Origin of the sequence: Polaromonas sp. OV174 (assembly GCF_900112285.1) — a bacterium.
Lineage (GTDB): Bacteria > Pseudomonadota > Gammaproteobacteria > Burkholderiales > Burkholderiaceae_C > Polaromonas.
Map to the genome: position 1 here is coordinate 118045 of NZ_FOKZ01000004.1, position 12788 is coordinate 130832.

Here is a 12788-nt window from a genome sequence, read left to right on the forward strand (position 1 = left end):
TGTGGAGGGTAGGGACGCGCCTTTGTTGGACGACCGGATTGCAGCTTGGATTCAACCGGTCGAAGCAACACACTAAAAGCTGCGCAAGCAGAAGGAGTGTTGCAAATGAAGCAAAGACGCCGGATTTACTATACGGATGGCCAAAAGGCGCTGATGTGGGAGCGCTGGAAGAAAGGAGAATCTCTCCAGCAGATAGCTCAATTGTTTGATCGAGAGCACTCGTCCATTCAGCATATTTTGGCGGAAACGGGTGGGATACGTCCGGCAGTGCGCCGTCGCTCACGTTTGGCCCTGACCTTGCCCGAACGCGAGGAAATCTCACGTTCGGTAGTGGCAGGGCACTCGATCCGGTCGATTGCAGTCACGCTCGGTCGAGCGCCTTCGACTATCAGCCGTGAGATCAAGCGAAACGGTGATCATGGCTGCTACCGGGCGACTCAGGCTGACCAAGCTGCGTGGGACAGGGCACTCCGGCCCAAGACCTGCAAACTGGCGCAGAACCGGGCCTTGGCGCGCTTCGTGGCAAGCAAGCTTCAATGCCAGTGGGCGCCGCAGCAGATTGCCGGGTGGCTAAAGCATACTTACCCGTGCGACGAGGACTCCCGCGTGTCACACGAAACCATCTACCGCAGCCTCTTCATTCAAGCCCGAGGCGCCTTGAACAAGGAACTTCTGCAACATTTACGGCGCACACGGGCCATGCGCCGTTCGCGCCACCACACGCAAAAGACAGACAACCACGGCAGGATCACTGACACGGTGTCCATTCGCGAGCGACCCGCATCGGTGGAAGATAGAGCGGTACCCGGTCACTGGGAGGGTGATCTGGTATTTGGAAGCCACAACAGCCAGATTGCCACCCTGGTGGAACGCCAGACACGCTACGTGATGCTGGTGAAGGTCGCCAGCAAAGACACGGAAACGGTGATCAACGCGTTGATCAAGCACGCCCAAAAATTGCCCCAGGAGATCTATAAGTCGTTGACCTGGGATCGGGGCAAAGAGATGGCCGACCACAAGCGCTTCACGTTGACCACCGACATCAGTGTTTACTTCTGCGATCCTCAGAGTCCTTGGCAACGCGGGAGCAACGAAAACACGAATGGCCTGCTGAGGCAGTACTTCCCCAGGTGCCCCGCCGGGCAAAGTCTGGGTTACAGCCATTCGACTATTGAAGATGGCATGAATATCCACGTTTACATTGCTTCAAGCTGCAAGACATGCCCGCAGAAATCACAGTGCACTACCGGCAAAGAACGCAGAGTCAGACGCTGGGAACACGAAAGTGTGCTCGATACCATGCAGACCCGAATCGATAACAACCGCGACAAGATGAAGCTTAGACGCTGCACGGTGGAACACGTGTTTGGAACTGTGAAATCCTGGATGGGATCAGTGCACTTCACGATGAAAGGGCTGGCTCATGTCGGCACCGAAATCAGTTTGCACATATTGGCCTACAACATGCGCCGCGTCATGACCATTCTTGGGATCGCTGACATGATCAAAGCGATAAGGTTGGTGGGGGCATGAGGCCCATGTTTAAACCGTAAACCGCCTCTGCAAACCCTTTAGGGTCGCATTTGGCACTTCACGGGCACGTCTGCGCAGCAATTTAATCCAGAAACCGGAAGTGCGCTCCGAAAGCGTCACCGGTGCATGGTGCGCGTCAAAAAAACGAGTTTTCACACAGGCTCGACTGGAAGCGGGCATTGCCTTTTGCGATACGCCTGCTCCAAACCAGACATTGGCAAGCCAAGTTGTAAACCTCAGTCTTGGAATCGGGCAAAGGTATCTTGCGCCACAGTCACATGGCTCGGGCTCAATTGATCGGGTGCGGTAACTCCCAGCATGCCCAGCGCACTATCAATTTCTTTCTTCAGAAGCTGCGACGCTTTAATTACTCCTGCGTGCCCGCCTATGGTGGCAGCGTAGTTGAACGGACGCCCTACAAGTACGAAGTCCGCCCCAAGCGCCAAGGCCTTAATCACGTCAGTTCCCCGCCTGAAACCGCTATCGATCATCACAGGGAAATCACCAACTGCGCTACGAACGGTAGGAAGCACCCGCATCGGCGATATGGCCCCGTCAAGCTGACGCCCGCCGTGGTTGGACAATATGATGCCATCCATCCCGATGTCTTTCGCCATGCGGGCATCTTGTGGATGCAAGATGCCCTTCAAGATGAGCTTGCCTTTCCATTGTTCGCGGATTCTCTGGACAGCATCCCATGCAAGGTGTGCCCGGCCGCTGAATTCGCGGACCACATTTCGCGCAATTACAGGGATTCGTTTTTCGCTGTCGCTGTTTTCAAAGTGCGGAATGCCGGTGGTGGCAATCGTTCTCCCAAAGGTTCCTAGTGACCAAGAAGGGTGAGACAGGCCTTCCCATAGCAAGCGAAGTCCCGGTTGCAGCGGGCTGTGAAAGTGTGCCCGTTCGTAGTGTTCGGTGCTGCCACGCACCGCAACATCAACCGTCACAACGAGCGTTCCGAAGCCCGCGTCTGCGGCCCTTTGTACCAGTGCAGCAATGCGCTCCGTGGTGGGTGGCAAGTAGGCCTGAAACCAGCTATTGGGCGCCGCACCGACCACTTCTTCGATGCGCATAAGAGATGAACCGCTCATGACCATAGGAATGTTCTCAGCAGCGGCCGATTCCGCAAGAACCCGGTCACCTCGATACGCCGTTAGTGCGCTAACGGCCATAGGGTTGATGCCAAAAGGTGCGGCCCACTCGTGACCCAATAGTTTCTTTGCAGTCGTGCGTTTGGAGACGTCACGCAAGATCCGTGGAAGAAAGCGTATTTCTTGAAAAACGGCTTTGTTGTCGACCAAGGATTGGCCAGTTTCAGCAGGGCTAAAGACGTAGGCAAAAATCGAAGCTGGCAGGTGTACGTGTTGTCTCTGGCGATATAGACGAAGTCCAGCTTGCTGTACCGGCCCTGTGCTTGGGAACGTAGGTGTTGATACCCGTATGCTCACCCCGATACCTGCGCCCGGAACATCCGCTTCACAAGCCAGAAGATCTGCTGCACTATGCCTTGTTGCACGAAGACACCGTAATCGTTATTCGATGCCGTGCAAGCTGGCAGGTCAGCGGGTTAGCACCCGGCTGTATCCAGAAGTGGCCCCGCAATTTTGAACAGCGCTATAAGTGGAAACTCCGGGCATGATGCTGGGCCGAGAGACGGTCTGGCAAGAAGGAGTTCTTCATGGTCAAGAAATCAGCGCGGCGCACCCGCCGCACGCACAGTCCGGCATTCAAGGCCCGAGTGGCCCTGGCCGCGTTGCGCGAGGACAAGACGATGGCCGAGCTGTGCAGGCAGTTCGAGCTGCACCCCAACCAGATCACCGAATGGAAGCGGCAATTGCTTGAGCACGCGGCCGATGCCTTCGGCGGTGGCACCGAAGCAGCCGGGCCGGTGGACCTGGCACCGCTGCACGCCAAGATCGGCCAGCTGGCGCTGGAGAATGATTTTTTAGAGGGTGCGCTCACCAAGGCGGGATTGCTGAGTGCAAAGCGATGATCGACCGTGACCATCAACTTTCCATCACGCGCCAGGCCCCGTTGCTGGGCATGAGCCGGGGCACGGTGTACTACCTGCCCCGGCCGGTCAGCGATGCCGATCTGGCGCTCATGCGCCGGATTGACGAGTTGCATCTGGAGCCCCCCTTCATGGGCGCGCGCATGCTGCGTGATCAGCTGGACCGTGAGGGCATCCACGTTGGGCGGCGTCACACCAGAACGCTGATGCTTCGCATGGGCATTGAGGCGTTGGCGCCCCAGCCTGGCACCAGCAAGCGTGCGCCTGGGCAAAAGATCTACCCCTACCTGCTGCGCAAGCTGGCCATCACGCGCACCAACCAGGTCTGGGCACTGGACACCACCTACATCCCGATGGCCCGCGGCTTTGTGTACCTCACCGCCGTGGTTGACGTGGCCAGTCGCAGGGTGCTGACCCACAAGGTGGCGATCACGCTGGAGGCCTGTCATGCCAGAGAAATCATCGAAGAGGCCTTTGCCCGCTACGGCACTCCCGAGATCATCAACACCGATCAGGGCAGCCAATTCACGGCCATCGAGTTTACCGATGCCGTTCTGGCCAGAGGCTGCAAGCTCAGCATGGACGGGCGCGGGGCCTGGAGAGACAACGTCTTTGTTGAGCGCGTCTGGCGCAGCGTTAAGTACGAGCGCGTGTACCTCAAGGCCTACGACAGCGTGAGTGCGGCACGCGCGGACATCGCTGACTATTTTGGCTGGTACAACGCGGCAAGGCCGCATTAGAGCCTGGACCGCATCACGCCCGAGCAGGCCTATCTGGACTTGCTGCCCAAACTGGCCGATGCTGCATAAAATGACATCCCTGATGCGCCCCGGGTTGCGCGCCGCAGCGGGCAACTCTGCATCTTTCCCAAACCGCCTGGACTCCACTTATAAATCGGGGTTTGTTGTTCAAACAAGCGGGGCCACTTCTGGATACAGCCGGGTGCTAACCCGCTGACCTGCCAGCTTGCACGGCATCGAATAACGATTACGGTGGACGCTGACCATGCAAGTGCTCGATACCTTGGCAGATTTATTTATATACCCGTCAAACGGCGTAGACATGGACGTCATCTCGCTTTGCTCTTGTTCGAGCATTTACAAGACGCTGAGGTGTTTGTATTTGGGGTGACCGATCTCGCTCCACAACGCGCGGCAGAGCGCCTCTAACCAAGCGTTGAGCTCCCTAAAGGTGTGCCATTTTCACGTCTGTGCGTCAATCCAGATTCGCCTCCTGCTGTCTTGCACATTCTTCTCGATCACGCCCTTTTTCCCAGCCACTAGCTCTTACTGCGCGAAATTACTTGACCGCAAAACGGATTTATTTTTGCGTCGACGCATCGTGCCGTTTTCGGCCTCGGGCGCAAGGCGTGGCACTTTACTTTGCCCGCAACCCTTGGCTTACTCAGCGATCATGAGGCCTGAGCGCGGGCCTGTTCAATCAAAAAGGTTCGAAATTTCTTGAAAACTTCGTTGGTTAAGACTTTTTCATCGTAGACAAGATGATAAGCACCTTCGCATTTAATGGCGAGGTCAAACGGACTAACAAGCAAGCCTTCCTGCAGTTGCTCTCGTATCAGCGGAAGCCGTCCAAGTGCAATGCCTTGCAGGTTGAGCGCGGCTTCAATGAGGGTGTTGCTGTCGTCAATGATGGGACCGCGCATGGGAATGGATTGGGAAACTTCTGCAGCACGAAACCAGGCTGACCAGTCCTCATAGCTGTCTTCGTGCAACAAGGCATAGTGCAGCAGATCTTCTGGCTTGTGAAGCGGATGTTCCGGGCGCAGGTATCGGGGTGAGCATACGGGTAGCAACTGGCACTCAAATAAAACCTCCGAATGCAGCGTGCCCCAGCTCTTGTGGCCCCATTTAATCGCTAGGTCTACACGGCGCACGTCATATTGCTCATGCGGCAAGGCGTGATAGATGCGCAGGTCAATCTCGGGGTACTCGGCCCAGAACAGGTGCAGGCGGCGCGCCAGCCAACGCGAACCAAACGACGGTGTTACCTGCACCGTGAGGGTAGTCTTGGCCTCGCCTTGCGCTCGTACTTCGCGAAGTGTGCTGTCAATGTCTCGAAACGCGTTAGAAATCGTGCCGTAAACGCGGGTACCGGCATCGGTGAGCGTGACGCGTCGGTGAGCGCGTTCAAACAGGCGGGCGCCGAGCACTTCCTCAAGTTGCCGAACTTGATGACTGACCGCCGCCTGTGTCACACAAAGTTCTTGAGCGGCAAGAGTGAAGCTGTTCCTGCGAGCGGTGGCTTCGAAGGCGCGTAAGGTATTGAGATTGATCAGAAGGTTAGCCATGTGCAATAAGTCTATTAGATAAACTTATCCCACGCGTAAAAAATGATCATTTGTCATGAGTTGCTTATCCCGAGACACTCCACTTTTCCCCCGCATTTAAAGGGGTGATGGTCTTAAAAGGATGAGCCTCAGGCATGACGAATTCAATTCACGTTTACCCATACATACCCAATTCGGTTCCAGAGGTTAAGGCAAGGATGCTTGCGGCGATAGGCGCAAGTTCCATGGAAGAACTTTACGCCGAGATTCCTCCAGAATTGCGCATGCAGCGCCCGCTGAATCTGCCCGAACCGTTGCTTTCCGAGCACAGACTCAAGCGCCACGTGCAGTCGCTGTTGGCAAAAAACACTTCCTGTGAACAGGTGCTCAGCTTTCTGGGTGGCGGCTGCTACCAGCACCATGTGCCAGCCGTGTGCGATGAAATCAACGGCCGCAGCGAGTTCCTCACGGCCTATGCCGGTGAGCCCTACGACGACGCCGGCCGTTTTCAGGCGCTGTTTGAGTACGCCAGCATGATGGGTGAGATGCTGGAGATGGAAGTCGTCAGTATTCCGACGTTCGATGGCCATCAAGCCGCGGCCACGGCCGTGCGGATGGCCGGACGTCATACCGGCCGCCGGGTTGTGCTGGTGGCCGAACATGTCAGCCCCGACATGTATTCGGTCATGCAAAACTATGGCCGCAGCGACCTCGAGTTCCGCCGCGCACCCTTTGACCACGCCACGGGCACCCTGGACATGGGGCGACTGGCAAGCCTGCTGAACGAGGAGGTCGCCTGCCTTTTCATTGACAACCCGTCGTATTTGGGCGTGATTCAGGACGGGCCGGCTATCGCGGCGGCCGTTCATGCCTGCGGCGCCTTGCTGGTGGTCGGCGTGGACCCGACTTCTCTGGGGGTGATTGCGCCACCATCAACCTACGGCGCGGATATTGTGTGCGGCGATATCCAGTCGCTGGGGATGCACATGAGCTATGGCGGCGGGCACGGTGGCTTTATCGGCACGCATGACAACGAGGCCCTGGTGATGCAATACCCTTCACGGCTGTTCGGTATTGCTCCCACCAAAGTGCCAGGCGAATACGGTTTCGGTGACGTGGCTTACAGCCGCACATCGTTTGACAAGCGGGAAAATGGCAATGAGTTTGTCGGCACCGCCGCCGCTCTTTGGGGTATTACCGCCGGGGTGTATATGGCTTTGATGGGCCCGCAGGGCATGCGAGACCTGGCCCACACCATCATCTGCCGCAACGCCTATGCCAAACAGCAGCTGGCCACCGTGCCGGGCATACGCATACCGCATGCCGAACAGGTGCACTTTAAGGAGTTCGTGGTGAACTTCGATGCCAGCGGCAAATCGGTCCAAACGATCAACCGCGCGCTGCTTGAACAGGGCATTTTTGGCGGCCACGACCTCAGCATTGCCTTTCCCGCACTGGGTCAGTGCGCGCTGTACAGCTTTACCGAAGTGCATAGCCAGGAAGACGTCGCCACCTTGTGCGAAGCACTTGCCACCATCCTCGAGAAATGAATCAAGCCATGCACAACATATCCTTGTCCCGATTCACGAATGGTCGCGCCAACCTGCGCCGCTATCACCAGGCGCGCTGGGACGAGCCGGTCATTTTCGAGCTGTCACAGCGCGGCGAGCGCGGCGTGCTGGTTCCCGAACTGGAGCCAGAAGTCGCCGCTGCGACCAGCCAGGCGTTGTCGGGTCTGCCCGCAGGAATGCTGCGTATCGAGGCACCGCGCCTGCCGGAGATATCGCAAAACCGCGTTTTGCGTCACTACCTGCGCTTATCACAGCAAACGCTGGGAGCAGACCTGAACGTTGATGTAGGGCAAGGCACCTGCACCATAAAATACAGCCCAAAAGTCAACGAGCAACTTGCGCGGGATACCCGGATGTCCGAGCTGCATCCGCTGCAGGATGTGGATACGGTGCAAGGCCTGCTGCACATGTTCCACCAGGTTCATGCGCTCCTGATGGAAGTATCCGGCATGGATGCGGTGTCACTGCAGGCGCGCAGCGGCTCGCAAGCGATTTATGGAAATTTCGCAGTGTTGCGAGCCTATCAGGAAGATGCCGACACCTACGGCGTTCGCGACGAAGTGATAACGACGATTTTTTCCCATCCGTCAGATGCAGCCTGTGCCCGCTTGCTGGGCTACAAGGTCATTACCTTATATCCGGACGCCGACGGCTTTCCTGATCTGGAGGCTTTGCGCGCGGCCCTGTCTCCTCGCACCGCGGCCCTCATCATCACCAATCCGGAAGACACCGGAATCTTCAACAAGAAAATCCGCCAGTTTACAGACCTGGTTCGCGCTGCGGGGGGCTTAAATATCTACGATCAGGCCAATGCCAACGGCCTGCTGGGAATTACCCGCGCACGAGAAGCAGGGTTCGACATGTGTCAATTCAATTTGCACAAGACATTCGCGACGCCTCATTCCTGTGGGGGCCCTGCTGTGGGTGCCATGTGCGTCACGCAGGAGCTGGAACGCTTTTTACCGTCTCCCAAAATAATGCTCCGGGAAGGTCGCTACAGCGTCGAAGATGCGGGGCCCGATTCAATCGGCAAACTGTCCGCGTTCATGGGAGCTGCCAGCATTGTGTTGCGCGCCTATGCCTGGGCGATGAACCTGGGCGCCAAGGGTTTGCGGGAAGTGTCTGAAATCGCTGTTCTCAACAACAACTACATGATGCATGAATTGTTGAAAATCCGGGGACTCAGCGCACCCTATGCGCCAGGCAAGCGACGTATTGAACAAGTTCGTTACAGCTGGGAAAAGCTTCACGCCGACACGGGCATTCGCTCTGATCAAATTGGCATTCGGGCTGCTGACTTTGGCGTGCACTACTGGACCAGCCATCATCCGTTCGTGGTGCCTGAGCCCGCCACGGTCGAGCCCACCGAGTCGTTTTCGCAGGCGGATTTGGACGAGTTCGTGGATGTCATGCGGCACATCGCCCATGAGGCCTACACCGATCCCGAGATCGTGCGATCGGCGCCGCACAACTGCCCGGTGCATGCTATTGATGGTTCCGTCCTCGATGATCCCAAACGATGGGCCATGACGTGGCGCGGCTACCAGCGCAAGCTTCTCGACCAAGAGACGAAGCAGGGCGCATGAGCCTGCGTGTTGGTCTGATTGTCAATGCCCTCGCGGGCATTGGCGGACCTGCGGCGTTGCGGGGCAGTGACGGCGTGGCTGAACAGGCGCTGGCGCTGGGCGTGGTGCCTCAGACGGTCACCCGTGCAACTCAAGCGTTGAGCGCGCTAAGGGAACTTGGCGCGAAGTTGACCGTCATCACGGGCTCCGGTTCGCTGGGGGCAGACGCCGCCAGCGCCGCGGGCTTGTGCTGTGAAGTCGTGTATCGCAAACCGGCAATGGGATCGGCCGAAGACACCGCCGCGCTGGCTCGCCGCTTGATGCTCATGCAGGTGGATTTGCTCTTGTTCGCAGGCGGTGACGGTACGGCTCGCGACGTTGCTGAGTCTGTCGGCGATGCCTTCCCTGTGCTGGGAATTCCTGCGGGGGTGAAGATGTATTCCGGTGTTTTTGCCACCACACCCGCTGCTGCTGGCACGTTGGCAGTGCGATTTTTACGCTCCCATGCGCGCCGCGTCCGTCAGTGCGAAGTGATGGATCTTGACGAAAGCGATTTACGTTGCGGCCGCATTGAGCCCAGCCTGTTTGGCTATGTCGCGTCTCCCGAGGATCCCAGGCTACTCCAGGGAAAAAAGGTTCGTTCAGGGGCGGGCGATGCGGTGCAGGCGCAGGCCATGGCAGCCAGCGTTGTGGAGGCGATGGAGCCGGATAAGATGTACTTGATAGGTCCGGGTTCGACGACCTGGGCTGTCAAGCAGGCCCTCAAGGGGCAGGCATCCATGTTGAGCGTTGACGCCTACATCGCCGGCAAGCTGGTGTTGCATGACGCTACGGCTGCAGCATTGCTCGAACTTACGGCGGAAAGGCCGTCACGCATTCTAGTGACTTGTATTGGCGGGCAGGGGCATATCTTTGGCCGTGGTAACCAGCAATTCAGCGCGGAGATGGTTCGTCGGGTTGGACGCAAGGGCGTGTCGGTCTTGGCGACTCCGTCGAAGTTAATTTCGCTCGCAGGTCGCCCATTTATTGCTGACATGGGCGATGCGGCAGCTGCCGCTGAAATGACCGGGTATGTCGAAGTCATCAACGGCTACCGCAGCAAGGCTTTCTACCGTTGTGAAGCTTTTTAGGTGTTCAGGAAACTAGAAATAACAGGAGACAAGTAGTGAAGCGAATGATAAATTTTCTGGGTCGAGGTGTGATGTGCATGGCCTTGGTCGCGGCAAGCGCGGTTCCCGCGTTTGCGCAGCAGCGAGGCGGCACGCTCAACATGATTGTCAACCCCGAGCCTCCTACACTGATGCTGGGGCTCAACCAGTTGAGCGGTGTGCAGATGATCGGCGGGAAAATCTACCAGGGCCTTCTGACCTATGACAGCAACCTCAATCCTCAGCCTGGCCTAGCCAAATCCTGGACGTCTTCGGAAGACGGCCTCACCTACACGTTCAAGCTTCAGGAAGGCGTCAAGTGGCATGACGGCAAGCCTTTTACGGCTTCGGACGTGGTTTTCACGACGTCCAAGTTCCTGCCTGAAGTGCATTCCCGCGCGCGTAACAATTTCAGCCATTTGGCATCGGTCACTGCGCCTGACGCCTCTACTGTTGTATTCAAACTGAAAGAGCCGTTTGCGCCTTTCCTGGGGTCTTTCGAAGTATCCAGCGCGCCCATGGTGCCGCGTCATATTTACGAAGGTACCGACTTCAAAACCAACCCCGCTAACCAGACCCCTATTGGAACCGGGCCGTTCAAGTTGAAGGAGTGGAAGAAAGGCGCTTACATCCATCTGACTCGCAACGACAACTACTGGAAATCCGGTCTGCCCTATCTTGATGACATCTATTTTCAGGTCATTCCCGATTCGGCCTCGCGGGCGGTGGCGCTTGAAAGCGGAAAAGTGGATGTTTCCAGCTTCAGCGATATCGAGCTGTTCGACGTTAATCGCTTTAAGTCCTTGCCTCAGTTCGAGGTCACGAACAAGGGCTACGAGTTTCTCTCTCCGTTGGCGTGGATTGAGTTCAACACCCGCTCCAAGCCCATGGACGACAAGCGTTTTCGGCAGGCTGTGATGTATGCGCTGGATCGCACTTTCATTCGCGACAAAATCTGGTTCGGTCACGCCAAAGTGGCTACAGGCCCAGTGTCAAGCGCAACCCGCTTTTACGGCGCCGATGTGAAACCCTACCCGCTTGACCTGAAGAAGGCAGAAGCGCTGCTGGATGACATGGGGTTGGTAAAAGGCAAGGATGGCGTGCGTGCCACCATCAAGCTGGTCGGCCTCCCTTACGGCGAGACCTGGAACCGCCTGAGCGAATACGTGCGGCAATCCCTGAGTAAAGTAGGACTGCGCGTGGTGATCGAATCGACCGATGCCGCAGGCTGGACCCAGCGGTTGGCGAACTGGGATTTTGAGATGCTGGTGAGCTATTTGACCCAATACGGCGACCCTGCTTTAGGCGTGTCGCGTACGTATCTGTCATCCAACATAAAAAAGGGCATTCCCTACACCAACACCTCTGGCTACAGCAACGAGCGTGTTGATGAGCTGTTTATCAAGGCCGCATCGGCTGTGAAGGACGAAGACCGCAAACGCTACTACGCTGATGTTCAAAAGCTTCTGGTGGAAGACGTTCCGCTGGGTTGGTTGATCGAGATCAAATTCCCCACGATTTACAACAAGCGCGTTCGCAACCTCGTGACCACGGCTATCGGCGTAAACGAGAGCTTCGATTCGGTTTATCTCGCCAAGTGAGCGGCCTTTACTCTCTAAAATTCTTACGGAACGCACCATGAAAGTTTTTCACAGCGATGTCCATGCGCTGCATCAGCCGCGTATGTTCCTGAAAGCGGGTCAGCTTGTTCCCAATCCAGAAACCGCAGCTCGCGCCCACGCCATCGTCCATGCATTGGGTGGCGCAGGGTTTGAGCTAGTCGCCCCAACCTACCAGGGCCTTGACGCCGTACTGGCGGTGCACGATGCAGGATTGGTTCGATTCCTCGAAACGGGTTATCAGGCGTGGGCGCGGCTGCCTAACGCCGGGGCTGAAATTGTGGCCAACACGCATCCGGGAGGGCGATTTCGGCACCGGCCAGAAAGCGTTATCGGGCAGGCCGGCTTCTACACCCAGGACGCGGCTTGCCCAATTGCCGCAGGCACATGGCAGGCTGCTTTGGCTGCAGCTGGCTGCGCGGCCGATGCGGCGCTAGCAGTAATGGGGGGGGCTGCCTCGGCCTATGCCTTGTGTCGGCCGCCAGGCCACCATGCCACGCGCTCCCAGGTCGGTGGCTTTTGTTATCTCAACAATGCAGCCGTCGCTGCCCAGCTGCTTCGTAGTCAATTCGAAAGGGTGGCCATTCTTGATGTGGACGTGCATCACGGGAATGGCACACAGGACATCTTTTACGACCGTTCTGATGTGTTCTTCGCGTCCATCCATGGAGACCCCGACGGGTTCTATCCGTTCTTCTCCGGAACGCCCGCCGAATGTGGCGAAGGTGAGGGGTTGGGTTTCAACCTTAATCTGCCTTTTCCGGTGGGCAGTGGAGATGCGGAGGTAATGCGTGCCCTGGCCAGCGCTTTGGCGGCCGTACGCAGCTATGCTCCTCAAGCCTTGGTGCTATCGCTGGGATTCGATGCCCATGAAAAGGACCCGCATGGGGCACACCGTGTATCCACAGCGGGCTTCATGGCGATGGCGCAGGCTATCTCCGAACTTGGTTTGCCCTGTGTTGCCGTGCAGGAAGGCGGCTATCTGCACGAAGAACTTGGAAGTCTTGCGCGCGACTTCTTGCGCGTCCTCTCGGGGCACTGTTAATCCCAGTAT

General features: G+C 57.4%; 8 protein-coding genes and 2 pseudogenes. 7 read left to right on the forward strand and 3 right to left on the reverse strand.

Features of this window, described 5'->3' with window-relative positions; translation table 11 throughout:
* Nucleotides 1-105 precede the first annotated feature (105 nt).
* Nucleotides 106-1533 (forward strand): IS30 family transposase, encoded by a 1428-nt coding sequence (locus tag BM160_RS05285; RefSeq protein WP_092001657.1) that lies wholly within the window; start codon nucleotides 106-108, stop codon nucleotides 1531-1533.
* A gap of 236 nt (nucleotides 1534-1769) precedes the next feature.
* On the opposite strand, the gene BM160_RS05290 is transcribed toward BM160_RS05285, so the two are convergent.
* The gene (locus BM160_RS05290; protein WP_177218915.1) at nucleotides 1770-2981 is read right to left on the reverse strand and encodes an alpha-hydroxy acid oxidase; all 1212 of its coding nucleotides are present in this window, start codon (nucleotides 2979-2981) and stop codon (nucleotides 1770-1772) included.
* A gap of 230 nt (nucleotides 2982-3211) precedes the next feature.
* On the opposite strand from BM160_RS05290, the pseudogene BM160_RS05295 reads away from it, so the two are divergent.
* Nucleotides 3212-4353: pseudogene (locus BM160_RS05295) on the forward strand (IS3 family transposase).
* A 120-nt stretch (nucleotides 4354-4473) separates the two neighbouring features.
* On the opposite strand, the pseudogene BM160_RS22895 reads toward BM160_RS05295, so the two are convergent.
* Both BM160_RS22895 and gcvA read right to left on the reverse strand, forming a co-directional pair.
* Nucleotides 4474-4828, reverse strand: a pseudogene (locus tag BM160_RS22895) (IS21 family transposase); the annotation flags it as partial.
* A gap of 127 nt (nucleotides 4829-4955) precedes the next feature.
* A complete protein-coding gene (gcvA, locus tag BM160_RS05300) occupies nucleotides 4956-5852 on the reverse strand; it encodes a transcriptional regulator GcvA (protein WP_092001662.1) in 897 nt (298 codons plus the stop codon).
* A 134-nt stretch (nucleotides 5853-5986) separates the two neighbouring features.
* Here gcvA and gcvPA point away from each other — a divergent pair, with 134 nt between their 5' ends.
* The 5 genes from gcvPA to BM160_RS05325 all read left to right on the forward strand — a co-directional run bounded on the left by gcvPA (nucleotide 5987) and on the right by BM160_RS05325 (nucleotide 12779).
* Nucleotides 5987-7381, forward strand: coding sequence for an aminomethyl-transferring glycine dehydrogenase subunit GcvPA (gene gcvPA / locus BM160_RS05305; RefSeq protein ID WP_092001665.1), 1395 nt, complete (start codon nucleotides 5987-5989; stop codon nucleotides 7379-7381).
* A gap of 8 nt (nucleotides 7382-7389) precedes the next feature.
* Nucleotides 7390-8988, forward strand: coding sequence for an aminomethyl-transferring glycine dehydrogenase subunit GcvPB (gene gcvPB, locus BM160_RS05310; RefSeq protein ID WP_092001668.1), 1599 nt, complete (start codon nucleotides 7390-7392; stop codon nucleotides 8986-8988).
* Nucleotides 8985-10097: an ATP-NAD kinase family protein gene (locus BM160_RS05315; protein WP_177218917.1), complete on the forward strand. Its 1113-nt coding sequence runs from the start codon at nucleotides 8985-8987 to the stop codon at nucleotides 10095-10097. The genes gcvPB and BM160_RS05315 overlap by 4 nt, the downstream gene beginning before the upstream one ends.
* Nucleotides 10098-10168: 71 nt before the next feature.
* Nucleotides 10169-11716, forward strand: a complete 1548-nt coding sequence (locus BM160_RS05320; RefSeq protein WP_369821750.1) for an ABC transporter substrate-binding protein — start codon at nucleotides 10169-10171, stop codon at nucleotides 11714-11716.
* Nucleotides 11717-11753: 37 nt separating this feature from the next.
* Nucleotides 11754-12779: a histone deacetylase family protein gene (locus BM160_RS05325; RefSeq protein ID WP_092001674.1), complete on the forward strand. Its 1026-nt coding sequence runs from the start codon at nucleotides 11754-11756 to the stop codon at nucleotides 12777-12779.
* Nucleotides 12780-12788: the final 9 nt, after the last annotated feature.